The sequence below is a fragment of the Corynebacterium halotolerans genome, from assembly GCF_050107895.1.
Classification (GTDB): Bacteria; Actinomycetota; Actinomycetes; order Mycobacteriales; family Mycobacteriaceae; genus Corynebacterium; species Corynebacterium halotolerans_B.
This window is the reverse complement of the sequence record NZ_JBNILW010000007.1, coordinates 39,503-63,693: the sequence shown is the minus strand read 5'-3', so window position 1 is coordinate 63,693 and position 24,191 is coordinate 39,503. Positions and strand designations below refer to the sequence as shown.

General features: G+C 66.3%; 18 protein-coding genes. 9 read left to right on the top strand and 9 right to left on the bottom strand.

Annotated elements, in window-relative coordinates:
• Nucleotides 1-6: 6 nt before the first annotated feature.
• Nucleotides 7-1,500: a CCA tRNA nucleotidyltransferase gene (locus ACQCVD_RS08425; RefSeq protein WP_426823290.1), complete on the bottom strand. Its 1,494-nt coding sequence runs from the start codon at nucleotides 1,498-1,500 to the stop codon at nucleotides 7-9.
• A 322-nt stretch (nucleotides 1,501-1,822) separates the two neighbouring features.
• On the opposite strand from ACQCVD_RS08425, the gene ACQCVD_RS08420 reads away from it, so the two are divergent.
• From ACQCVD_RS08420 to ACQCVD_RS08390, 7 genes are all read left to right on the top strand, one after another.
• Complete coding sequence (locus ACQCVD_RS08420) at nucleotides 1,823-2,830, top strand: NUDIX hydrolase (protein WP_426823289.1); 1,008 nt, start codon at nucleotides 1,823-1,825, stop codon at nucleotides 2,828-2,830.
• The gene (locus tag ACQCVD_RS08415; protein WP_426823288.1) at nucleotides 2,827-5,721 is read left to right on the top strand and encodes a hypothetical protein; all 2,895 of its coding nucleotides are present in this window, start codon (nucleotides 2,827-2,829) and stop codon (nucleotides 5,719-5,721) included. Before ACQCVD_RS08420 ends, ACQCVD_RS08415 begins: the two co-directional genes overlap by 4 nt.
• An 87-nt stretch (nucleotides 5,722-5,808) precedes the next feature.
• A complete protein-coding gene (locus tag ACQCVD_RS08410) occupies nucleotides 5,809-9,345 on the top strand; it encodes a murein biosynthesis integral membrane protein MurJ (protein ID WP_426823287.1) in 3,537 nt (1,178 codons plus the stop codon).
• A 165-nt stretch (nucleotides 9,346-9,510) separates the two neighbouring features.
• Nucleotides 9,511-10,080: a sigma-70 family RNA polymerase sigma factor gene (locus tag ACQCVD_RS08405; RefSeq protein WP_426823286.1), complete on the top strand. Its 570-nt coding sequence runs from the start codon at nucleotides 9,511-9,513 to the stop codon at nucleotides 10,078-10,080.
• Between the two features lie 396 nt (nucleotides 10,081-10,476).
• Nucleotides 10,477-11,418 carry a thioredoxin-disulfide reductase gene (trxB, locus tag ACQCVD_RS08400; protein ID WP_426823285.1) on the top strand — a complete coding sequence of 314 codons (942 nt, stop codon included), beginning with the start codon at nucleotides 10,477-10,479 and terminating at the stop codon, nucleotides 11,416-11,418.
• Between the two features lie 41 nt (nucleotides 11,419-11,459).
• Complete coding sequence (gene trxA / locus ACQCVD_RS08395) at nucleotides 11,460-11,783, top strand: thioredoxin (RefSeq protein ID WP_426823284.1); 324 nt, start codon at nucleotides 11,460-11,462, stop codon at nucleotides 11,781-11,783.
• Between the two features lie 107 nt (nucleotides 11,784-11,890).
• Entirely contained in the window at nucleotides 11,891-13,072 is a 1,182-nt protein-coding gene (locus ACQCVD_RS08390; protein ID WP_426823283.1) for an N-acetylmuramoyl-L-alanine amidase, read from the top strand.
• Nucleotides 13,073-13,255: 183 nt separating this feature from the next.
• On the opposite strand, the gene ACQCVD_RS08385 is transcribed toward ACQCVD_RS08390, so the two are convergent.
• The 8 genes from ACQCVD_RS08385 to rpmH form a co-directional block, all read right to left on the bottom strand.
• The gene (locus ACQCVD_RS08385; protein ID WP_426823282.1) at nucleotides 13,256-13,924 is read right to left on the bottom strand and encodes a hypothetical protein; all 669 of its coding nucleotides are present in this window, start codon (nucleotides 13,922-13,924) and stop codon (nucleotides 13,256-13,258) included.
• A 36-nt stretch (nucleotides 13,925-13,960) separates the two neighbouring features.
• Nucleotides 13,961-15,328 (bottom strand): ParB/RepB/Spo0J family partition protein, encoded by a 1,368-nt coding sequence (locus tag ACQCVD_RS08380; protein ID WP_426823281.1) that lies wholly within the window; start codon nucleotides 15,326-15,328, stop codon nucleotides 13,961-13,963.
• Nucleotides 15,329-15,360: 32 nt separating this feature from the next.
• The gene (locus ACQCVD_RS08375) at nucleotides 15,361-16,470 is read right to left on the bottom strand and encodes a ParA family protein (RefSeq protein ID WP_426823280.1); all 1,110 of its coding nucleotides are present in this window, start codon (nucleotides 16,468-16,470) and stop codon (nucleotides 15,361-15,363) included.
• Nucleotides 16,471-16,609: 139 nt separating this feature from the next.
• A complete protein-coding gene (rsmG, locus tag ACQCVD_RS08370) occupies nucleotides 16,610-17,254 on the bottom strand; it encodes a 16S rRNA (guanine(527)-N(7))-methyltransferase RsmG (protein ID WP_426823410.1) in 645 nt (214 codons plus the stop codon).
• 185 nt (nucleotides 17,255-17,439) lie between these two features.
• Nucleotides 17,440-18,396: a membrane protein insertase YidC gene (yidC, locus tag ACQCVD_RS08365; RefSeq protein ID WP_426823279.1), complete on the bottom strand. Its 957-nt coding sequence runs from the start codon at nucleotides 18,394-18,396 to the stop codon at nucleotides 17,440-17,442.
• 74 nt (nucleotides 18,397-18,470) lie between these two features.
• Nucleotides 18,471-18,734 (bottom strand): membrane protein insertion efficiency factor YidD, encoded by a 264-nt coding sequence (gene yidD, locus ACQCVD_RS08360; RefSeq protein WP_426823278.1) that lies wholly within the window; start codon nucleotides 18,732-18,734, stop codon nucleotides 18,471-18,473.
• Nucleotides 18,718-19,086, bottom strand: a complete 369-nt coding sequence (gene rnpA, locus ACQCVD_RS08355) for a ribonuclease P protein component (RefSeq protein WP_426823277.1) — start codon at nucleotides 19,084-19,086, stop codon at nucleotides 18,718-18,720. Before rnpA ends, yidD begins: the two co-directional genes overlap by 17 nt.
• A gap of 26 nt (nucleotides 19,087-19,112) precedes the next feature.
• Entirely contained in the window at nucleotides 19,113-19,256 is a 144-nt protein-coding gene (rpmH, locus tag ACQCVD_RS08350; protein WP_156193598.1) for a 50S ribosomal protein L34, read from the bottom strand.
• An 800-nt stretch (nucleotides 19,257-20,056) separates the two neighbouring features.
• Between rpmH and dnaA the strand changes: the two genes are divergently transcribed.
• Both dnaA and dnaN read left to right on the top strand, forming a co-directional pair.
• A complete protein-coding gene (dnaA, locus tag ACQCVD_RS08345) occupies nucleotides 20,057-22,162 on the top strand; it encodes a chromosomal replication initiator protein DnaA (protein ID WP_426823276.1) in 2,106 nt (701 codons plus the stop codon).
• Nucleotides 22,163-22,940: 778 nt separating this feature from the next.
• On the top strand, nucleotides 22,941-24,140 hold the full coding sequence (gene dnaN, locus ACQCVD_RS08340; RefSeq protein ID WP_426823275.1) for a DNA polymerase III subunit beta: 1,200 nt from the start codon (nucleotides 22,941-22,943) through the stop codon (nucleotides 24,138-24,140).
• The last annotated feature ends 51 nt before the right edge of the window (nucleotides 24,141-24,191 follow it).

The following is a 24,191-nucleotide window of genomic DNA, read 5'->3' as shown; positions in this document are numbered from 1 at the left end:
TCCTTTCTAGTTCTGCGACTGCTGCCCGGCCCACCAGGTCCGGAGTTCAGCAATCGCCTCTTCTCGGTCGAGCGGACCTCGTTCGAGCCGAAGGTCCTTCAGGTAGGACCAGGCCCGACCGACGTCGGGTCCGGGCTTCAGATCCAGGATCTTCATGATCTCGTTGCCGTCGAGGTCGGGCCGGACCCGGGCCAGGTCCTCCTTCTCGGCGATCTCGGCGATCCGCTCCTCCAGGTGATCGTAGGTGCGTTGGAGCCGCCGCGCCTTGCGTTGGTTGCGGGTGGTGCAGTCGGCGCGGACCAGTTTGTGGAGGCGGGGGAGCAGCTCCCCGGCGTCGGTGACGTAGCGGCGCACTGCTGAGTCGGTCCACTGGCCTTCCCCGAAACCGTGGAAGCGCATGTGCAGGTACACCAGTTGGCTGATGTCACCCGTCATGTGCTTAGGGTACTTCAGGGCCCGCAGCCGCTTGCGCACCAGCTTCGCACCGACCACCTCGTGATGGTGGAAGGTCACCCCGCCGTCCGGCTTGAATTCCCGGGTGGCGGGCTTGCCGCAGTCGTGCAGCAGGGCCGCCCAGCGCAGCACCAGGTCCGGCCCGTCCTCCTCCTGATCCATCGCCTGCCGCAGCACCTGCATGGAGTGGGCGTAGACGTCCTTGTGCTGGCGGTGTTCGTCCTGGGTCAGTCGCATGCCGGGGATCTCGGGGAAGATATGGTCAGCGATACCGGTCTTGACCAGGAGGTTCATTCCGGTCCAGGGGGCGGCACCGGCCATCAGCTTGTCCAGTTCCACCTGGATGCGCTCGACGGTGATGCGCTTGATCTCGGCGTGCATCTCCGTCATGGCGGTGCTCACCCGGGCGGCGACCCCGAAGCCCAGCTGGCTGGTGAAGCGCGCGGCGCGCAGCATCCGCAGCGGATCATCGTTGAAGGACTGCTCCGGGGCGGCGGGGGTGTCCAGCCGGCGGTGCAGCAGATCCGCCAGGCCGCCCACCGGATCGTGGAAGCGGCCCTCGACGCCGGTGCCCGCGGCGTCGGTACGCAGTTCCACGGCCATGGCGTTGACGCGGAAGTCCCGGCGGACCAGGTCCCCTTCGAGCGTGTCGCCGAACTGCACCTCCGGGTTGCGGGAGGTGCCGTCATAGGTGTCGGAGCGGAAGGTGGTGATCTCGATCTGCTGGCCGTGCTTCTCCGCGGAGAGGGTGCCGAAATCGATGCCGGTGTCCCAGACCACCTCGGCATAGGCGTCGAGGATCTCCCGGGTGGTGCCGGGGCGGGCGGAGGTGGTGAAGTCCAGGTCGTTGCCGAGCCTGCCGAGGAGGGCGTCGCGGACGGAACCACCGACGAGGAAGAGTGTCTCGCCGCGTTGCTCGAAGGCCGCCACCAGGTCGCCGAGCACGGGGGTCAGGGCGGTGACGGCCTTTTCCGCGCGTGCGAGCAGCTCCACCTGGGAGGCGGGTTCCTTACTGTCTGGGTCGACGTTGAGATCCTCGGAGTTCACCGCTTCAATGCTACCCGTGGCAGCGGCAGTCCCCGAACCCTGCGGCGGCTGATCCGGCGGGCCGGGGGATACCGGCCACCGGACCACCGCCTGGCACCGGTTTTGCCCCGCCCAGCACAGCGGACGGGAATAGCCCCACCGCACCCGTCTTTCAGGGCGGTGTTCACCGGGGTTGACGGCCGTTGCGGCAGCGAAGTGGTGTGGCGCGGCGACGCCGGACCGGGGGTCTGCCGGGGCCGCGGCAGTGTCCCGGCGCTTCGATTCACCGGGCATGGGGGTTCAATAATTCCGATTACCCCTTGTAACGGATACGATCATGGGGATGATTGACAACACTCGGCCCCGGGATTCCGGGCAGGACTCCGCGGGTTCCGCCACCCCGTCAGGCACGGGTCCCGACTCCGGCGCGCCCCAGCGCCGTCGGCGGCGCCGCCGTTCCCGACGCCGCGGCTCCGGTGCGGGTCAGCGCCAGAACACCGGTGGCAGCGAGCAGTCGGCTGAGGGGGACACCGCCCGCACCGGCGGTACCTCGGCCGCCGCGGGGGAGACCGCCAAGTCGGACTCCGGTCGCCGCGGGTCCCGACGTCGTTCCGGCGGGGCCCGGTCCCAGGGTGCCGGAAAGCAGTCGGGATCCCGGCAGTCCGGCGGTCCCCAGAAGCCCGCCGGCCCCGGCAAGACCACGAAGTCCACCGGGGAAGGTGGCGGCCGCGGTCGACGCCGTGGCGGCAACCGCAACCGGCAGTCCGGCGGGAAGGGGCAGCAGCACAGCTCCCCGCAGAATCGGCGGCCGAACCGCGCCCAGCAGCGCGGTGCCCACAACTCCCGCATGCAGACCCGGGACGAGACCTCGGCCGGTGGCCTGGTTGTCTCCGGGCTGGCGGAAGCTGTCTCGGAGCGCAATGAGGTCGATCTCGGCCGCATCTACGTCGCGCTGATCGGGCGGTTGGATCGCCGGGGGCGGCTGCTGTGGTCCATGCCCAAGGGGCACGTGGAGCCCGGCGAGGCTCATGACAGCACCGCCGAGCGTGAGGTGTGGGAGGAGACCGGCGTCTACGGCGAGGTCTTCGCCGAACTCGGTGTGATCGATTACTGGTTCGTCTCCGAGGGCACCCGGATACACAAGACCGTGCACCATCATCTGCTGCGCTACGTCGACGGCGACCTCAATGACGAGGACCCCGAGGTCACCGAAGTGGCCTGGATCCCCGTCAGTGAACTCATTGAGCATCTGGCCTACGCCGATGAGCGCAAGTTGGCGCGCATCGCCCATGATCTGCTGCCGGATCTGGCCCGGAAGGAGAAGGCGGCTGGAAGGGCGACTCCGAGGTGAGCTCGCAGGCACGGCTGCCCCGGCCGCTCCGGCGGCCCCGGCCCGCCGGGCACGTCGTCCGGCGTACCCCGGGGCTTGAGGTCGTCCGGTACTGGGGGACCCGTGCCAGCGCCGCCGGAGCACTCGCGCTGCTCGGTGGCGCCGTCATGTTGCCCGCGGCCGGTCTGCTCTCCCCGGCGCGGGCCGTTCCGCTGCCGCTGGCCCCGGATGATCCCGCCGTGGCCGAGCAGTGGGTCAACCCGTTGCTGCGCCCCGGCGAGTCCGACGAAGAGGTCTCCCTGCAACTGGTGGGCTCAGAGCCGGCGGTGGTCACCCCGGGGGAAACCGCCACAGTCACCCTGGAACTGCACAACCACACCGGGGATGTGGTCACTGACCTGCAGCTCCAGGCCCGGCGCGCGGAGGAGAGCACCTCTACTTCCCAGGCCCGTCAGGTGCTGGGATACGAGTCCGGCGCCTACCCGTGGTTCGGCCCGGGGGCCCGGCTGAGCGGGGACCTGGCACCGGGGGAGACCCGCCGGGTCCAGCTCGACATCCCCACGGGTCCGGCCGCGGCGGAGACCCTCTCGATCAGCACCCCCGGCACCTACCCGGTGCTGTTCTCCCTCAGCGGCCAGCCCGCAACGCAGTCGCCCACGCAGTTCAGCACGGAACGCTTCCTGCTCAACGCCACGGGGGATACCCCTTCCGTCCCCGGTTCCGGCATGGGGCAGGACGCCCCGGCCGTGCCGATGACGATGCTCTATCCCATCACCGCCGAAACCGACATCCTGCCCGGGGAGACCGGTGACTCCCCGGGGGACACCCCTCTGCTGTTGCGTTCCGAGCAGTTGGCGGGGGAGCTCGCCGAGGGGGGCCGACTGGACCAGCTGCTGCAGGAGTACCGGCAGGCGGTCGCCGGGGACGAGGGGGCGGCGCTGCAGACCGCCTCCTGCCTCGCGGTGGATCCGGCGCTGCTGGACACGGTGGATCGCATGAGCCGCGGGTACACCGTCGACACCGCCCGCCAGATCGAGGAGCCCACCAGCCAGCGGCTGCGCGACAGCTGGACTGACCCGGCCGACCCGGCCCCGGGCGTCACCGGCACCGGGCAGCAGGATGCGCAGTCGTGGCTGGCTGAGCTGGGTGACCTCGCGGAGGAGACGTGTGTGGTCGCCCTGCCCTGGGCGAACGCCGACCTCGACGCCGTGCAGCAGACCGGTAACCTGTGGCTGATGCGGGAGAGCCTGGAGCGCGGGACCGCAACGATCAGCGAGATTCTGAAGGTCGATCCGGTCAGTAACGTGGTGATCCCCGGTAGCGGCTACGTCAGCACGGCGACCGCCCCGGCCCTGGGTTGGGCGGATCAGTCGGACGCCACCTCGGCTACCGCAGCTTCCAGCGGTGCCTCCGGTTCCGGTGGGACTGCAGAGTCAGATCCCCTGGAGGCCGATTGGGAACAGCAGGCCGCAGCGGTGGCTTCCGCGGCTGCGGGGGAGGGCGCGGCGGCAGAGCGACCGGGCACCGACACGCTGGAGGACACGACCCTGCCGGAGATCAGTTCCACGGATCTGCCGGCGGAACCGGAGAACCCGGTCGATGTCCTGGTCGCGGACAACACCGTCTGGCATCCCGCTCAAGTGGATCGCTTCGCGGAGCTGGCTCCGGGGGTCATCGGGGTGACCTACCAGGATTCCCTGGCCGCCACGCTGGCAGCCACGGGTGAGGCGCCGGCCACCGTCGGGTACTCCAACCCTGATTCCCGTTTCGACACCAGCATCGATTCGCCCGCGGCGCGGAACCTGACAGCCGCCGCCTCAGTGCAGCTGGCGGCGGCTGAGCTCAGCGCCGCCGCCACCGCCCGGGGCGACGGTGCGGCGGATCCACTGTTCATCATGCCGCCCGCCCACCTGAGCGCAGCGACCGCGGGGATGCTCCTCGACACCGCCCGGGAGCTGCTCGGGGACCGGCAGGTCACGCCGTTGGGCTTCCGCGACTACCTCAGCCCCACTCCCGAGCAGCAGGACCAGCTGGACAACAACCGCCTCACGATGCCCCAGGAGGGCACCGGTTTCGGTGCTCCCTTCGCCGATCCGACCGTGTTCAGTGACGCCGAGATCCTGCGCACCGCACAGCAGGCCAACTACATCGATGACCTGACCCGGATCATGGGCAATGACCCGGCGATCGTCCTGACCCGGTACCAGTTCACCGCTCCGCTACGCCGGGATCTGCTGGTGGCGCTCAGCGGCACCGGACGACGTTCCCTGCACAACTTCACTGATAAGGTGCAGCAGACCGACGAGCGCCTGACCGGGAACCGGCAGACCCTGCAGGGACTGCGCAGCTCCGTCTCCCTGATCCCGCCGGGAAACGTCTACACCCGGGCCTCCGAGTCCTCCCCGCTGTTGATCGTCGCGGAGAACCGGTTGCCCCTGCCCGCCCAAGCGACGATCGCCTACGCCGCCCCCGAAGGCGCGGAACTCAATGTGCCGGAGGAGATCCGTATCCCGGCGATGGGTTCAATCACCCTCCAGATGACGGCGGATCTTCCGGAGGACCAGGATCGCACGGATCTCATCCTGCGCCTGGCCACCGTGGACGGTGCCGCGATCTCTGATCCGGTGGAGATCAGCGTGCAGACCAGGGCCGGGTTGGTGGGCACCTCGAGTGCCGCCATCGCCCTGGTGGTCGCGTTGGTCCTGGCCCTGGTGTTCCGGGTCGGCAGGCACCGCAAACGCCGGGCCGCCCGCTACCCGGGTAACCCGGATGCGGCCGATCAGGACCCGGCAGCCCCGAAGACCACCACGGGGGAGACCGACGGGTCACGCCCGCGGGCGGCGACCCCACGGCGTGGTGTCGGTCACGCGGACGAGAATTCGGGTTCCCCCAGACCTCCCGGTACGGAATGATACGGCGGTGGCGGTGCTGCAGTGCAGCGCCGCCGCCGATGTGTCACGCCTGTACCAATCAGAGAACGACAATCAGAATGGTTTTCCGTGAGCTCTCAACATCCGGCATCTCACGATGCCTCCACACCGCAACCCGGTACTGAACCGACGCCGCCGGCACCGCCGCCGAGCGCCGGACAGCGGGGCCGCATCGTGCCGGCCTCCCCGCCGGCACCGGTGCCGGAGATCCACCCCAGCTTCCAACCGGAACCTGAGCCTCTGGCCGAGGACCGGTCCCTGCTCAGCCATGCCCCGGGCGTCCCGGCCCCGGATCCCACCCTCGCCGCGGCGGCGGGGGCCTCGGCCGCAGCCGGCACCGCGACCGCCACGCTCACCGAGGAGGACGGCGGCACCGACAAGGTGGCCTCCAACGCCGACGTGGTCCGGTCCACCGGCTCCATGGCGATCGCCACGCTGATCTCCCGGATCACCGGTTTCCTGCGCAACGCGCTGATCGGCGCCTCGCTCGGCGAGATGGTGGCCTCGGCCTTCAACATCGCCAACACCCTGCCGAACCTGATCACGGAGATCGTTCTCGGTGCGGTGCTGACCTCCCTGGTCGTGCCCGTGCTGGTGCGCGCGGAGAAGGAGGACGCCGATCACGGCGCCGCCTTCATCCGGCGGTTGTTCACGCTGGCGGTCACCCTGCTGGTGATCGTGACGGCGGTGTCCCTGCTGGCGACACCGCTCATCACGCGCGTGATGCTCGGCGAAGACAGCGAGGTCAACGTCGTCCAGTCGACCTCCTTCGCCTACCTGCTGCTGCCGCAGATCTTCTTCTACGGCATCTTCTCGCTGTTCATGGCGGTGCTGAACACCAAGGGCATCTTCAAACCCGGCGCGTGGGCGCCCGTGGCCAACAACGTCATCAGCGTGGCGGTGCTCCTGCTCTACATGCTGATCCCGGGTCGGCTCGGCGATGACGCGCAGAGCAGTGTCACTGATCCGCATGTGATGCTCCTGGGCCTGGGCACCACCCTCGGTGTGATCGTCCAGTCGCTCATCATGATCCGGCCACTGCGGCGCGCCGGCATCGACCTGCGTCCCCTGTGGGGCATCGACGACCGGCTCAAGCAGTTCGGTGGCATGGCCCTGGCGATCATCGTGTACGTGGGCATCTCCCAGGCCGGCTGGATGGTGACCACCCACATCGCCGGGCAGGCGGATGGTGCCGCGCCGAACATCTACCAGCAGGCCTGGCTGCTGCTGCAGGTGCCCTACGGCATCATCGGTGTCACGCTGCTGACCGCCCTGATGCCCCGGATCTCCCGCAACGCCGCCGATGGCGATGACAAGGCGGTGGTCGCCGACCTGACGCTGGCCACCAAGCTGACCTTCATCGCGCTGATCCCGGTGATCATCTTCTTCATGGCCTTCGGTCCGGAGATCGGCGTCGCGTTGTTCGCGTACCTCAACTTCCCCCTGGAAACGGCCCGGCTGCTGGGGCTCACGCTGAGTTTCTCGGCGTTCACCCTGATTCCCTATGCCCTGGTGCTGCTGCACCTGCGGGTGTTCTACGCCCGTGAGGAAGCCTGGACCCCGACCTTCATCATCGCCGGCATCACCGCCACCAAGGTGGTCCTGTCCCTGGCCTCGCCGCTGGTCGCCGCCTCCCCGGAGCGCGTGGTCATCCTGCTCGGTGCGGCCAACGGCTTCGGCTTCGTCGCCGGCGCCTTCATCGGGGCCTTCCTGCTGCGCCGCAAGCTGGGTCCCCTCGGTTTCCGCAGCATCATGAAGACCACCGGCTGGGCGGTGGCCGCCTCCATCATCGGTGCCGCCGTGGCCCTGTTCGTGCATTTCCTGCTCGGCCTCGTCACTCCGGCGCTGCCGAGCCCCTTCAGCAGTTTCGCGGAGATGATCAAGGTCGGCATCGTCGGCGTCATCTTCCTCATCGTCACCGGCATCGCCCTGTCCTTCTCCCGCCTCCCGGAGGTCCAGAACCTCGGTGCGGTGCTCCAGCGCATCCCCGGTATGCGTCGCTTCATCAAGCCGGACACCTCCCGGCAGTTCGACGTCGCCGTGCCTACCCAGGAGGAGCTGTCCACCCAGTTGCTGGGCACGGACGCCTTCAACGCCACCCCGGTCCCGCCGCCTCTGTCGGCCGGTGTCGTCCGGGGACCGCGCCTGGTGCCCGGCGCCCCCGTGGCCGACGGCCGCTTCCGGTTGCTGGCGGACCACGGTAGCGTGCCGGGGGCCCGCTTCTGGCAGGCCCGCGAACGGAGCACGGGCCGCACGGTCGGCCTGGTCTTCGTGGACACCACCGGCTCCGCCCCGCTGGCGCCGGCCTCCCCAGCGAAGGCCGCCGGTGCCGCCGCAGAGGTGGTCCGCCGCACCCGGAAGCTCGACTCGCTGGAGCACCCGGCGATCGCCCCGGTGCTCGACGTCTCGGCCTACCGCTCCGGTTGCCTGGTGGTCACCGAATGGGTGCCGGGTTCCTCGCTGCACGCCGTCGCCGAGGCGGGTGCCGACCCCTACGCGGCCTCCTACGCCCTGTCCGGCCTCACCGACGCCGCCGCGGCGGCCCGCGACGCGTTCACCCCGCTGGGCCTGGACAACCATGCCCGCATCCGCATCAACACGGCCGGCGAGGCCGTGCTGGCCTTCCCCGCGGTCCTCAGCGAGGCCAGCTACGCCAATGACTCCGCCTCCCTCGGTTCTGCGTTGATCCGCCTGATTAATCCGGACACGGCGCCGGACTCGGTCGTCGACGTCCGGGACAAGGTCTGCCGCACCGCCGAGTTCGAGAAGCGGGAGGAACAGGATCTGCCGGCGCCCGAGGATGAGGATGACGCCGAGGTCGAGCCGATGGACGTCCGCGAGCTCGCGGCCCGGCTGAAGGAGGTCGGCCTGGCGGGGGACACGGGCTCCTCCGCCGCCCTGATGGTGGACAAGGAACCGGCCCCGCAGCCGACCGAGCGGGCCGGATTCGGATCCAAGAGTTACTCCCGGAAGATGATCGCGACCATCGCGGTGACGGTGATTCTGGTGGTGTCGGTGATCGGCGCACTCATGGCCTACGTCACCGGACTGCTCTCCGGTGACAATGAGGGCGCACCGATCAATGAAGAATCCATCCAGGGGGTCCAGACAGCTGTCCCGGGATCCCTGCCCCTCGTCCAGGATCTGGCCGGGGTGAGCGGTTGGCCGCAGCCGGTGGCTGGGCAGCTGGACCAGCTCATCGACGATGACGAGGCCACCAGCTGGACCGCCCCGGTCACGGCCGGCCAGTTCCCGGGCGTCGGGGTGCGGCTCAGCACGGAGCACCTGGTCGAGCTGCAGAAGATCGTGGTCCTGGGCGATTCCCAGGGGGCGGAGATCAGTGTCCACGCGCTGCCCGTCGGCACCGACGCCACCACCCTCACCTCGCTTGACGACGCCCCGGCGGTGGCCACGGGAACCCTCGGGGAACAGCGCACCAGCATCGATGTCGCGGACCCGGTGAACACGGAAGAGGTGATCGTGTGGTTCGCCTCCCCGCCGAGCGACTCCACCTCACTGGACATCGCGGAAATCCGCCTGGTCGGCGCCCCGGCGACCGTGCCCTCGTCCGGGGAGCCGGAGCCAACCGCCGTCCCCACCCCCTGACCGGAAGGACCCCGCTGCTGAGAACTTCCTGACCGGAGCTCACTACGGAAAACCCCACATATTGTGGCCCGTTCGGATCCCTGCCCAACATATTGGGCAGGGATCCTGTGTCTTTCTTCAGGCTCTGATGTGAGATTGGGGCACGACACTAATTCGGGGGGATTAATGAAGCGTGTACACAGGTACGGAAACAAGACTGACCAGCAACTGGTGTATTCCTACGTGGCCGGCGACGGGGGAGCGTTCACCGAAATCGTCCACCGCTACCGGAAACGACTGCTCTGGGTGGCCCGCCGTTACGGCACCAATGAGGAGGACGCCCATGACATCCTCCAGGAAGCCTTCCTGAAGGCCAGCCGGAACCTGCACAAATTCCGGGCGGAGGCCGCCCTGTCAACCTGGCTGTACCGGCTGGTGATGAACGCGGGCTATGACTTCGCCTACCACCGCAGCCGACGGGAGGTGGCCGCCCTCGACGACGGCACCGTGCCGCATGAACTCAACATCAGACTCAGCTACGACCCGGTGCCCCGCATCGACCTGCTCCTGCTGCTGCGGCAGGCCCTGAGCACACTGCGGGCCGACCAGTGCACCGCACTCCTGCTCGTGGACCTCGGTGGTTATCCGGTTTCCCACGTGGCCCGCGTGCAGGGCGTGCGGCCCGGCACCGTCAAGTCCCGCCGGGGCCGGGCCAAGGAGTGCCTGCGGGAGATCCTGCAGCCGGCGCTGGTGTGAACGGAAGCGGCCCCGATCGCCCCTGACACGCCGGTGGGGCTCAGGCGTATGGGAGCGCCGGCGAGCGGAAGAACCGGCGTCAGGAGGACTCCGACGCAGTCCCGGGGAGGAGGGCTGCGGCCCTCCTCGTCCCGGTCGTGGCGCCGGAGAATCTGATCGGGGAGACCTGCGCGCTTCCAGCGGGGGAGGGCCCGGGGAATATTCCCGGTCAGTGGCATCGTTGAACAGGCACGGAGTGGGAATGTCCAGCGGCTCCGCCCGCACCGTACGGAGACCCGTCGCAGGGAACCTTCCGGGCGGCACCGTTACAATCAGGACGTTCACGATCATGAAACCCGCGCGCCGACGCCCTCCCCGCTGTCGGCCGCCACACAGCTACAGCAGGAAGAGGCATCAATGTCAGAGGCAGCCCAGGTCCACGACGTCGCGATCATCGGCTCCGGTCCGGCCGGCTACACCGCAGCGGTCTACGCCGCGCGCGCGGAGCTCAAGCCCATCGTGTTCGAGGGTTATGAGTATGGCGGCTCGCTGATGAACACCACCGACGTGGAGAACTACCCGGGCTTCGAAAAGGGCATCATGGGCCCGGACCTGATGATGGAGATGCGGGCGCAGGCTGAGCGGTTCGGCGCTGACATGCGCATGGAACTGGTCGAGGAGGTTGACCTCAGCGGTGAGGTCAAGAAGCTCGTGGTCGGTGGGGAGGAGCACCTGGCCCGCGCCGTCATCCTGGCCACCGGTTCCGCGCCGCGTTACCTGGGCGTCGAGGGTGAGCAGACGCTGCTCGGCCGCGGTGTCTCCTCCTGTGCCACCTGTGACGGGTTCTTCTTCAAGGGCCAGCACATCGCGGTCGTCGGTGGCGGTGACTCCGCGATGGAGGAGGCGACCTTCCTGACGAAGTTCGCTGAGTCCGTGACGATCATCCACCGTCGTGAGGGCTTCCGTGCTTCGGCCATCATGCTGGACCGCGCGAAGTCGAACGACAAGATCCGTTTTGTCACCAACACCACCGTCAACCGGGTGCTCGGCGAAGGCAAGGTCGAGGGTCTGGAACTGCGGGACACTGTCACCGGGGAGCTGTCCAACCTCGATGTCACGGCGATGTTCGTCGCCATCGGCCACGATCCCCGTTCCGAGTTCTTCCGGGACCAGGTAGCGGTCAACGACAATGGCTACGTGCAGGTCGAGGAACCGTCCACCCGCACGAACGTTCCGGGCGTGTTCGCCGCGGGCGACCTCGTCGACGACCACTACCAGCAGGCCGTCACCGCCGCGGGCTCCGGTTGCCGCGCCGCCATCGACGCGGAGAACTACCTCGCCTCGCTGGCCGACAACTAATATCGGATCACATCCGTCAGACAGCCACCAAGGAGAACCCCATGAGCAATGTCGTTGATGTCACCCAGGACACTTTCCGTTCCACCGTCATCGAGTCCGATAAACCGGTCATCGTCGATTTCTGGGCCGAATGGTGCGGCCCCTGCAAGAAACTCAGCCCCATGATCGAGCAGATCGCCGATGAGATGGGGGACAAGGTCACCGTGGCCAAGGTCGACGTGGACGCGGAGCGCACACTGGGGGCGATGTTCCAGATCATGTCCATCCCCTCCGTCCTGATTTTCAAGGACGGCGAGAAGGTCGATGAGTTCGTCGGGCTGCGTCCCAAAGCGGAGATTGTCGCTAAGCTGAACGACCACCTCTAACTGGTACGCTGACTCCAGACTCGCACCCGGGAACCGGTGGCTCCGACTTCAGGAGCCGGACGGACCGGATGACGGGCATTTGCACTCACTCTGACGGAAGGAGAGTCGTGGCAGACGAGCTTAGGGTCGGAGCGCACAGCCCGCGGGTGGCTGAGGCGCGGATGGCCCTCGCCCGCCTCGGACTTCTGCAGGGATTTGCCGGAGAAGTCTCCGGCAAGCAGTCCCACCAGTACAGCGACGCCGACATGGATTTTGACAACGAACTCTCAGAGGTACTGAAGGCCTTCCAACAGTCCCGGGGCATCATCCCCACCGGGACGATCGATGAAACGACGTTGCGGGAGCTGCGGTACGCCTCCTACAAGTTGGGCGCCCGCGTGCTGTCCTACGTCCCCGGCAACCAGCTGGTGGGCGATGACGTGGTGCAGCTCCAGAACCAGCTGCAGGAGCTGGGCTTCTACTCCCACCGCGTGGACGGCCACTTCGGCGAGGCCACGTACCAGGCCACCCGGACCTATCAGCTCAACTACGGGCTGCAGGATGACGGAGTCTGCGGACCGGAGACCATCCGGGCGCTCGGCCTGCTGGGCCGACGCATCACCGGCGGCTCACCCCAGGCGATCCGGGAACGGGAGCACGTGCGTAACGCCGGCCCGAAGCTGACCGGTAAGCGGGTGGTGATCGACCCCGCTTTCGGTGGCGCGAATAAAGGCCAGATCGTCACCGGCCGCTTCGGGGAAATCACTGAGGAGGAGATCCTCTGGGACCTGGCCGGCCGTATCGAAGGCCGGATGATCGCCGCGGGGATGGAGACGATCCTCTCGCGCCCGCGCATGGACGACCCCTCCCATAAAAAGCGCGCGGAAATCGCCAACGCCTTCGGTGCGGACCTGATGCTCAGCCTGCAGTGCGACAGCTACCCGAATGAGAAGGCCTCGGGCGTGGCCAGCTTCTACTTCGGCAGTGAGATCGGAAGCCGTTCGCTGACCGGGGAGAACCTCGCCGATTACATTCAGCGGGAGGTCTGCGCCCGCACCGACCTGATCAACTGCGGCCACCACGCCCGCACCTGGGAGCTGCTCCGTCTGACGCAGATGCCCACCGTCGAAGTGGCCGCGGGATACCTGACGAATCCTCATGATCTGGCCGTGCTGACCGATCCGGACGGCCGGGACGCCATCGCGGAGGCGATCGTCGTGGCCGTGAAGCGGCTCTACCTGGTGGACCAGGATCACCAGCCGACCGGAACCTACAAGTTCAGTGAGCTGCTGCGCGCCGAGCTGTCCTGAAAAGCACCAGGAACGCCGTAGACCGTCCCGGAGCCCTCAACGGGCCCGGGGTTGATCTATCTCCTCCCGGGCTCTCAGAGGGGCTTCTGGCAACCGTTTGGGTGACATTCCCCGCTGAGGGCGGGCTGAGCCACGGTCGGCGGTTCCGCAGGGGTCCCGCACCTCAGGGCAGGGAGCTTGCAGCTACTGGGTGCGTGCCAGCAGCTGCTCGACGGCTTCGGCAGTCAGCAGAGCACTGTTGGGCGGCAGTTCGAGGCGCAGGCGGGGGAGGACCGGGTGATCGCGGACCACCTCAAAGCCCGCGGACTCCAGCACCGGCTCGGGGAGCAGACCGATCTGTTCCCGCCGCCCCACGATGTCCTGCACGGTCTCTGCCCTGGGCGAGTCGGGGTCCAGGTGATGGTCCTCCCGAAGCCCGAAGGCCTCGACCGCGGAGACGTCCTTGCGCACCAATTCCATGATCGCCGCGTCCAGCAGGACCGCGGCCATGCCATCGCTCGCGTGCTCAGGTTCGATGAACAGGGAGCTGATGAGCTCCGCGTCCTCGGAGACCGGGGCCGTGGGCAACTGGGTGCTGCCCGGGGCATCGTCACGTCCGCAGTAGAGGACGGTGGCCAGCACCTTGACCGGCAGGCCGGGATCGTCCGGGTGGGGCGTGGCGATGCTGTAGCCGCAACAGCCGTAGTTGAGGATCGTGGTGGTCAGCCAGGCTTCCTTCTCGAAGCCCGGGTCACCGGCGCGCTCGATCTCCCGGGCGGTGGCCGAGTCGATTTCCCAGAATATCGACCGGGCTGCGCCGGGATGCACGAACGCCAGATGCTCCTGGATCACGGGATAGAGTTTCGCAGCCATGGTGTGAGTGCTCCCTCCTGGTTTCCCCGGCCCGGCTCAGGAGCGTTCGCGGTCGATCAGGGACATGATGCGTTCGAAGTCGTCCCGGTCGCCGAACTCGACGACGATCTTTCCCCTACGCTTGCCCATCGCCACACTGACCTTCGTCTCCAGCCCGTCGGACAGCCGCTCAGCGGCCTGGGTGATGTATTCCGGTTGCGGGGCCTTTTCCCGGGGCTTCTTCGCCGGAGTCTCATCACCACGGTTGAGTAGGGTGACGGCCTCCTCGGTGGCCCGCACCGACAGCCCCTCGGCGGTGATACGGCCGGCCAACTCCTCCTGGGCTTCCTCACCGGCCTTGATCCCCAGCAGAGCCCGGGCATGCCCGGCGGAGAGCACTCCCGCGGCCACCTTGCGCTGCACGGTAACGGGCAGGGCGAGCAGCCGGATCATGTTCGTGATGACGGGACGGGAACGCCCCAGCCGTTCGGCGAGTTCGGCCTGGGTGACGTCGAACTCCTCCAGCAGCTGCTGGTAGGCGGAGGCCTCTTCCAACGGGTTCAGCTGTACCCTGTGGATGTTCTCCAGCAGCGCATCGCGCAGCATGGAACCGTCCTCGGTTTCCCGGACGATGGCCGGAATGGTCGGCAGGCCGGCGGCGGTGGTCGCCCGCCAACGGCGCTCACCCATGATGAGCTCGAAGCCGCCCTCCGCCTTGGGGCGGACGACGATGGGCTGCATGAGCCCGAACTCCCTGATCGAGTGGATCAGCTCATCGAGCGCACCCTCCTCGAAGACCTGCCGGGGCTGCTGCGGATTCGGCGAGATCTCGGCAACCGGAATCTCGCGGTAGCTGGCCCCGATCTCCTCAGCCGTCTGGGGAACCACCGGTTCCTCCTCATCGGCGTCCGTCGGGGCATCCGTAGGAGCGTCGTCATCCGGCGACACCGGGGACACCGGGGCCGCGGGTGCCGACGTCTCGGTGGTCCCCGCCGTGCTCTCCCCGGGCTTTCCGGTGTCAGCGGGAGCTTCCTCCGCCGGTGCTTCGTTGTCCTCCTCCGTGGCGCGACGGCGCGCGTCGTTCTCCGCCGCCTGCGCGATCAGCTTGGGGACCCGTCCGCCGGTGACCTCCGGCGGAACCGTCGGCACCCGGGGCTCGGCAGGAGCCTGGGGAGTGGTGGCCGGGGCGTCGTCATCCGTGCCCTTGAAGGCCTTGGCCACCTTCTCGTGCTGGTCCTCGCTCGGGGCTTCCGCCGCTTCCGCCGCTTCCTGACGCTTCCGGTCCCGATTGCCGCGCGCTCCGCGCGTGCCGCCGAGCACGATGTCGGCGGCGGAGTCACCCAGCCGGGGAGTGGTGCTGGGAGCGCTGGGGATGAGTGCGGCCAGGCCGCGCCCGAGGCCACCCTTTCGTGTTTCCTGTGACATTGTTCAGGTGCCTTTCTCGGACTACGGGTCCGTCAGTTCTCGGTGCTGGGCGAGGCGGGGGCACCGGAGTTCGCACCAGCCTTCACGCTGGACTTGCTGTCAGACGTGCCCTCAGGGCCCGGGGCCGGCGCGGAGTCATCTGCAGTGTCTGACACTTCCGCCGACTCCGCAACTGACCCGCCTCTCTCCGCCTGCTTGGCCGCGTCGGCGATCTCCGCTGCGGTGGCCGGGCTGACTCCGATGGCGCCGGTGCCGGGAGCCGGTTGGAAATCACCGCGTTCGGCGAGCTCCCGCGAGGCGTCGAGGTAGGACATGGCACCGCGGGACCCCGGATCGTACTGGATGACGCTCTGCCCGTATCCCGGGGCCTCGGAAACCTTGATCGAGCGCGGGATCAGGGTGTTCAGCACGACGTCGCCGAAGTGCTCACGGACCTCGGAGGCCACCTGTTCGGCGAGCTTGGTGCGCGCGTCGTACATGGTCAGCAGAATCCCCGAGATATGGAGACTGGTGTTGAGGTGCTCGCGAATCATGGTGATGTTGTTGAGCAGCTGGCCCACGCCCTCCAGGGCGTAGTACTCGCACTGGATCGGGATGAGCACCTCATCAACCAGCGTCATCGCGTTGATGGTCAGCAGGCCCAGGGAGGGCGGGCAGTCGATGATCACGTAGTCGAAGCCGTGCTCGGTGAGGAAGTCACCCCGGATGTTGTCGTAGAGGCGGTACTCCCGCCGCACCAGGCTGACCAATTCGATCTCGGCGCCGGCCAGATCGATGGTGGCAGGGATGCAGTAGAGGTTGTCGAAGTCCGGGGACTTCTGCAGTGCCTCATCTGCGGAGCACTCGCCGATCAGGATCTCATAGCTCGACAGCGTTCCCGCCCGATGTTCCACGCCCAGCGCGGTGGAGGCGTTGCCCTGCGGGTCCAGGTCGATGACCAGGACCTTCAGCCCGTGCAACGCCAGACCGGCGGCCAGGTTGACCGAAGAGGTGGTTTTACCCACGCCACCCTTCTGGTTCGCGATGGTGATCAGGCGCGGCGACTCCGGACGCGGCAGGCGCATAGAGTTGGGGGTGAGCACCTGCGCCGCCCGACGGGCCGCCTCAGCGATCGGTGTATCGTCCCACTGCTGATCTTCCATGGACTGTGAATGCCCCTCTTCCTGAAGCTGAAACGCGGTGCACTTCGGCACTATATCCACAGTAGTCCGTGTGGGGGTGTGGTTCCACAACGACACTGCGGGTACGGCCGACCGCACAGCGGTAAATGGTTATTGCCGGTTATTTGATGCGCGGAATGCGGATCAGGGTGGTCGGTTCCTCGAGTAGCTCCGCACCGACCTGGATGATTTCGCCCTCACCGCCGCCGGCGCGGGCGATCTCCGCGGCGTCGCGCTCCAGTTCCTCTCCGACGGAGGAGCCCTTCATCGCGATCATCGCACCACCCTTGCGGGCCAGTGGCAGAGACCAGCCGGCCAGCCGCCCCAGCGGTGCCACGGCCCGGGAAGTGACCACGTCAACGCTGCCGAGCTGCTTGCGCACCGCCTTTTCCTCCGCCCGGCCCCGGATGACCGTGACGTTGTCCAGACCGAGCCGCTCCTTGACCTCACCAAGGTAGACCGAACGCTTGAGCAGCGGCTCGATGAGGATGATCTTCAGGTCTGGACGGGCCAGTGCGAGCGGGATACCCGGCAGGCCAGCGCCGGAGCCGATGTCCGCCACGGTGGCCCCCTGCGGCATGGCTTCCCCGATGACCGCGCAGTTGAGGATGTGCCGGTCCCACAGACGGGGAACCTCGCGGGGGCCGATGAAACCGCGCTCAGAGCCGTCGGTGGCCAGGGAGTGATGGTAGGCGACCGCCTTGTCCAGATTCTCCCCGAAGAGCCGTGTGGCGACGCCCGGCGTGGCGGCATCCTCCGGGGACAGCTCCGAATCGCTTGGTTTCACGTGAAACCTTCTCCTTTTGTCTCGGGGGCGGGTTCAGTCTCCCCACAAGATTAGATCACCACCGCAGAAACCAGAACAGCCACCGTCTTCCCGAGGGTGGGAAGCGGTGGCTGTGGTTCTCAACGGTGGTGATTCACCGACCGGGAAAGTGTCGGCGGGACCGACTATTTCTTCTTCTTTTTCTTCGCGCCAGCGGGCCGGACGCCCGGCTTCGGCGCGGAGGTCCGGGCAGCGGCCTTCTTCGCCGCTTCCTCCGCATCTTCCTCGCGGTCCATCTTGTCGAAGATGTAGCGGTTCTGGAAGAAGGTCCAGACGTTGTTGGTGACCATGTAGAACAGCAGGCCCAGGTGCCAGAGGAAGCCGGTGAACAGGATGGTCAGCGGCATGAACCACAGCATCATCTTGTTCATCATCTGCATCTGGTTCTGCATCATTTCACCGCTCGGCGCCTGCTGCTTGCCGGAGGCCAGGCGGGACTTCTGCCGGTCAATGGACATGCGGGCGTTGAAGTGCGTGGCGGCGGCAATGATCAGAATCAGCGGTGCGGCAACCAGGATGATCTGCCAGCGGGAGAAATCCACCGGCTGGAAGGCCTGGAACATGTCCTCCGACATGCCGATGAACGCGGAGATCGGGACCCCGAAGATGCGGGCGTCAAGGAAGGAGTTCACATCGGCGACGGAGAAGACGTAGTTCGGCAGGTTACGGTTCTCTTCGAAGGACAGGCCCAGCTGCCCCACGCCGGTGCCGGTGCGGTTGAAGGAGCGCAGCACGTGGAACAGTCCGAAGAACACCGGGACCTGGACCAGCACCGGAATACAGCCGGCCAGCGGGTTGACGCCCGCCTCCTTCTGGACCTTGCGGGACTCCTCCATCATCTTCTGCTGGTCATTCTTGTACTTCTCGCGAATGGCCTGCAGCTTCGGCTGCATCTCCTGCATCTTGCGGGAGGACCGCATCTGCTTGACCATCGGCTTGACCAGGATCAGGCGGATGGTGAAGGTCAGGAAGATGATGGACAGCACCCAGGTGAAGCCCCAGCCAGGATCCAGCACAAAGCTGAATACCTTGTGCCAGAACCACAGGATGGCCGAGATCGGCCAGTAAATGAAGTTGAGCACTCTAAGTCAGAACTCCTCGGTGGTATTTGATTGGACAGGCCACACGCTCCGTGCGCCACACCCGACGCCTCAGGCTAAGGCACCGGGTCAAAACCACCCGGATGCCAGGGGCCACACTTGGAGAGCCGTACCACTGACAGCAGGATCCCCTTGATCGCCCCGTGCCGGGACAATGCCTCCAGAGAGTATCTGCTGCAGCTCGGTTCGAAACGGCAGGTGGGCCCCATCTTAAGGGCGGAAATGTAGTTTTGGTAAAAACGCACCGCACCAAACAGGACCCGTGCCAGCGGGTTCCTCGGTCTCGGGACGTCAGGCAGTGGCTCATTCTGGTGACACACGAGACATCAGCTTCTTCACCGCGCGGCGTAGATCCCGCTCCAGATCAGCGGAATCAGCGTCCGCGGAGCGCGGCAACGCCCGGATCACCAGATTGCAGTTGGCCGGCAATTCGCGGGCCAGATCGGCACAGACATGCCGAAGCCGCCGGGAGGTGCGATGGCGGACCACCGCGTTCCCGACGGCTTTGGAAACGATCAGGCCGAAGCGTGGCCCGCCGGCAATGACGGGACTTGCTTCGGTGTCCTGCTCCCACAGGTGGACGACGAGCGTCCGACTGCCCGCACGGCGTCCACGTTTGATGGTCCGGTCGAATTCGACCGGTGACGTGAACTTATGTTGCCGCGGGAGCACCTTTTCTACCTGGGAAGAGGCGCAACTCAAGCGGTCAGCTTGGCGCGGCCCTTGCTACGACGTGCAGACACGATGGCGCGCCCGGCACGGGTGCGCATACGGGTACGGAAGCCGTGCACGCGTGCACGACGACGGTTGTTCGGCTGGAACGTCCGCTTTCCCTTTGCCACGGTAATTCTCCTAAAAATTGTGCGGTGGCCGTTTCAGGGGAACCTGCGGCTTCTCCGCAGTTCCTCCGCCGGGTTGGGCCACCCGATATCGGATGTTGGTTGTTGAGATACGGCCACCAGATCCCCGCGGGACGAGGCTGCCGTGCGCAGGTCCGCACTGACCCGGAAACTCCGCCAACTGGCGGGGCACCACGGCCCGGCTATGTGCCGACTCTGCCCTCAAAGCACACTTCAGTGTTGGGGCCCGTGATCTTCAGCCCTCGCCGCACTGCGACGCGGCAGCATCGGCGACAGCATCCGAGGTCGAACCCCACTGTGGTGTGACAGACCATGCCAGACTACGCGATATTCCAGGGCCGGAACAAATCGACACACCCGGATTTGACGGCGCCCCACACGGGTGCCCCTGAAATTACAAATCTGTGATTCGTGACTGGTCACGCCCAGTTTCCTTGTGCCAGCTGCACCCGAGCGAATGCCTGCCGCGGCGGCCGCGGCAAACGCAACACCTTCCCCCTGACATAGCCCCCGGTCCGTCTGGACACCTTCCCCTGCGGGGGAGTAACAATGAAACAATCCTCCACAACTCACACCCTGTGACTGTGCGACATTGTGGATAACTGCGGAGTTTGACCTGAATTTTTCCCCAGCCAAACAGAAAGCTGCAGGTCAACAAGCCAAGAGCGGGATTCTCCGTTATCCACAGCAGATGCGCTAAGCTGTGGATAATCACCCGCAGGAAAGTTATCCACAAGTGTGGACAACTCTGTGGAAGACAAGGTTGCAGCCATTTTCCGTTTGTGAAAGGCGCGGTGAACAACTTTTGTCATTTTTCCCAGGGCACTGCCGCGCCGAGCTCCCTCCGCGGGGCTGAATACCAAAATCCGGGGTTGCCCGGACGCCTCTTTCCGGTTCGTCCGAGGGAGAAAATTGCCAGTGGGCCACGTGCCCAACCAACTACAAAGAACGAGGAAAGTGTGACGGAAAACTCATCGTCGCTGGCCGAAACATGGCATCAGGTAGTCGCTGAGCTCTTGCACGAGTCGGAACTACCCAACACGGCCATCCCGACTCTGACCCACCAGCAGAAGGCCTACCTGAAGCTGGCCCGTCCGATCGTTCTGGTGCAGGGTTATGCGGTGCTGGCCACCCCCCACACCATGGCCAAGCACGTGGTGGAGGATGACCTCGGCGAGCACATCGCCCAGGTGCTCTCCCGCCACATGGGACATCCCTGCAGCATTGCGGTGAGCGTGGAACCTGCCACTGCCGGGACAGACGATGCCGCCACCGATTCCGCTCCCGGTGAGGAGCAGCGGCCCGCGGGCGACCGTCGGCCGAAAACCGGCAGCGTCACCGGCCATAATTCCGCGATGCCACCAGCGGCCCCGGGGACCCTCTGGGAGGACCAGCCCCCCACGAGCGCCCGTCCCCAGCCCCCGCAACCACAGCGGCCGGTGCAGCAGGACGTCACCTCGCAGACACCACCCGAGCGGCAGCGGCCGAATGACTCGCCCGCACGCTCTGAACCGGATTCCTCGCAGGGCAGGAGTTACCAGCCCTCCTACCCGCAGCAACCAGGTTTTTCCGAATCCCATTTCGGGACGGAGCCCTACCCCGGGGATTTCCCGGGTCAGGGACAGCCGAATAATTACCGCCCGGACCAGGGTCAGCAGCACAACAGCGGTTACGGATCTTTCCCGGCGGCCAACCAGACCTACAGCGACGGTGGTTGGCAGCAGAGCCACGCGCCGATGCAGCAGTACGACGCCTCTGTGGGCAGGCAGCAGGCGTTTTCGGACGGCCAGCAGGCTGGCGGCAACTACGGCCGCCGCATCCCGCGGGAGAAGCCGGCGCATGACCCCAATAAGGAACGTTCCCTGAACCCGAAGTACACCTTCGAGTCCTTCGTGATCGGTTCCTCCAACCGTTTCGCCAACGGTGCCGCCGTGGCGGTGGCCGAGAATCCCGCCCGGGCCTATAACCCACTGTTCATTTGGGGTGGCTCCGGGCTGGGCAAAACCCACCTGCTGCACGCCATCGGCAACTACGCCCAGGTCCTGCAGCCCGGGCTGCGGATCAAGTACGTCTCCAGTGAGGAATTCACCAACGACTACATCAACTCCGTCCGGGATGACCGGCAGGAATCCTTCAAGCGGCGCTACCGCAACCTGGACATCCTCATGGTCGATGACATTCAGTTCCTGGAGGGTAAGGAAGGTACCCAGGAAGAGTTCTTCCACACCTTCAACGCTCTCCACCAGTCCGACAAACAGATCATCCTGTCCTCTGACCGGGCGCCGAAACAGCTGACCACCCTGGAAGACCGGTTGCGTACCCGTTTCGAGGCCGGCCTCATCACTGATGTGCAGCCCCCGGACCTGGAGACCCGCATCGCGATCCTGATGAAGAAGGCGCAGGCGGACGAGACCTACGTCGACCGGGATGTGCTGGAGATGATCGCCTCCCGCTTCGAGTCCTCGATCCGCGAGCTCGAGGGGGCACTGATCCGGGTATCGGCGTATTCCTCCCTGATCAATGAGCCGATTGACCTGAAGATGGCGGAGATCGCCCTGCGCGACATCCTGCCCGAGGACGCTGACGTGGAGATCACGGCTCCCGCGATCATGGAGGTGACCGCCGAGTACTTCGACATCACCCTGGACACCCTCCGGGGCGCCGGCAAGACCCGGGCCGTGGCCCATGCGCGTCAGCTGGCGATGTACCTCTGCCGGGAGCTGACGGATCTCTCGCTGCCGAAGATCGGCGACCACTTCGGCGGGAAGGACCACACCACCGTCATGTACGCGGACCGGAAGATCCGCAAGGAAATGAAGGAAAAACGCGACACCTACGATGAGATCCAGCAGCTGACCCAGCTCATCAAGAACCGTAGCCGGGGTTAAACCACCTTCCCCGGCGCCCCAATACTGCGCCGGTGCCGTTGTGCCACCACGGCAAATGACAGGAACCGCCCGCTTCTGCAGGAAGTGGGCGGTTCCTGTCATTTGTCCTCCCCTGCGGGGAGTTCCACGCCGCACAATTTTCTCCGCCACCCCACCCTGACTGCGCTGACCTGCTGTTTTTCTGAAAAGGGCTCCGCCGGGCGCTCGCCGCCGGGCGAGCGCGGAAAATCTATCCACAGATCTATTCACACCTGTGTAATTACAAGATTGTAGTTCGGTGATACTGGTCACGAAATGAGAGCGTCCGGAGTCGGGAATGTCTGTGGAGAACCCCCTCTCACCTGTGCAAAGATCACCTGGCGAATGTGGAGGGATTGTGGATGGATTTCGGCGGTCCGGAGTTGTCCACAATCAGCCAAAGTTATCCACAGGTTTTGCACAAGCCGTCACACAAGCCGGATTGGATCGACTAGCTTGGCATTTACCCACCCATTCACAGAGTGCACAGGACCTACTGCTTTTACTGTCTTTTAACTAGGGAGCTCTAAAGAAGAAAGAAGGGGTGGGGAGAACTCGTCGGCTCCGGCGCTCCGCCGGGCCCGAAAACGCCAAGACATGGAATTACAAATTCCCGCAAACCCCGGACCGCCGGGTAGCGTGGTTTGTAATTCCCCAACTGCGCAGCACGATGCTGCGCACCGGGTTTTGTGGTTCCTGGATCCCCCGGGAATGACAAGACCCGTGTCCCGACCTGAAGACCTCGAGGAGCCGACGAAGCATGGAGTCCCAAGCCGTGTCATTCCGGGTGGCCAAGGATGACCTGGCCAACGCAGTTGCCTGGGTGGCCCGCAGCCTGCCCAGCAAGGTCACCCAGCCGGTGCTACGCGCCATGGTGATCACCGCTGACGACAATGGACTGGAGTTCGCTGGCTTCGACTACGAAGTCTCCACCCGGGTCAAGGTCTCCGCCGAGGTCATGGAGCCGGGACGGATCGCAGTCGCCGGCAAGCTCATCGCCGAGATCACCAGCACGCTGGCCAACAAGCCGGTGGATCTGCGCGTCGAGGGAACCAAGCTGCTGATCCACTGCGGCTCCTCCCGCTTCGAGCTCCCGTTGATCCCGTTGGACGACTACCCGCAGCTGCCGGAACTGCCGGAATTGACCGGCACCATCGACCCGCAGCTGTTCATCGAATCCATCACCCAGGTGGCCGCTGCCGCCGGCAAGGATGACACCCTCCCGATGCTCACCGGTGTCCACGTGGTCGTGGACGGTGACCGGGTCGAGATGGCCGCCACCGACCGGTTCCGTCTGGCGCTCCGTACCTTCGAGTGGACGCCGGTGACCCCGGACGTCAAGGCGAACCTGCTTATCCCCGCGAAGACGCTCCAGGAAAACGCCCGTACCCTCGATCCCCATCAGACGGATCCGGTGGAGATCGCCGTGGGCCAGGGAGATCAGGTCGGCCGGGAGGGCCTGTTCGGTGTGCACACCGAGAACCGGGAGACCACCACGCGGATGCTCGACGCGGACTTCCCGAACATCCACCCGTTGCTGCCGAAGACCCACACCTCGATGGCCTCAGTGCCGATCGCTCCCCTGCAGGAGGCAATCCGCCGCGTCAGCCTGGTCACGGAGCGCAACGCGCAGATCCGGATGCAGTTCTCGCCGGATCAGCTGATCCTTTCCGCCGGCGGCACTGATTCCGGCCACGCCGAAGAGACCATCCCCTGTTCCTTCATCGGCCGGGATGAGCTGATCATCGCCTTCAACCCCGGCTACCTCAAGGACGGGCTAGCTGTGGTCCACACCGAGAACGTCGTTTTCGGATTCACGGAGCCCTCCCGGTCCGCGATCCTCCTGCCGGAGCCGGATGATTTCAAGGAGGCCACGCCGGAACCCGACTCCGACGGCAGCTTCCCCACGCCGGAGACCGACTTCACCTACCTGTTGATGCCGGTCCGCCTGCCGGGCTGAGCGAACTTCAAGAATTGGGCCAGCTGCCAGCTGTCCCGGGCAGCCGGCAGC

Bases quoted from the DNA above. Each gene is read 5' to 3' on its own strand.
- ACQCVD_RS08405 (WP_426823286.1), top strand. From the start codon at position 9,511: ATGAAGCGTGTACACAGGTACGGAAACAAGACTGACCAGCAACTGGTG.
- ACQCVD_RS08375 (WP_426823280.1), bottom strand. From the start codon at position 16,470: ATGGAAGATCAGCAGTGGGACGATACACCGATCGCTGAGGCGGCCCGT.
- ACQCVD_RS08385 (WP_426823282.1), bottom strand. From the start codon at position 13,924: ATGGCTGCGAAACTCTATCCCGTGATCCAGGAGCATCTGGCGTTCGTG.
- ACQCVD_RS08420 (WP_426823289.1), top strand. From the start codon at position 1,823: ATGATTGACAACACTCGGCCCCGGGATTCCGGGCAGGACTCCGCGGGT.
- ACQCVD_RS08380 (WP_426823281.1), bottom strand. From the start codon at position 15,328: ATGTCACAGGAAACACGAAAGGGTGGCCTCGGGCGCGGCCTGGCCGCA.
- trxB (WP_426823285.1), top strand. From the start codon at position 10,477: ATGTCAGAGGCAGCCCAGGTCCACGACGTCGCGATCATCGGCTCCGGT.
- trxA (WP_426823284.1), top strand. From the start codon at position 11,460: ATGAGCAATGTCGTTGATGTCACCCAGGACACTTTCCGTTCCACCGTC.
- dnaN (WP_426823275.1), top strand. From the start codon at position 22,941: ATGGAGTCCCAAGCCGTGTCATTCCGGGTGGCCAAGGATGACCTGGCC.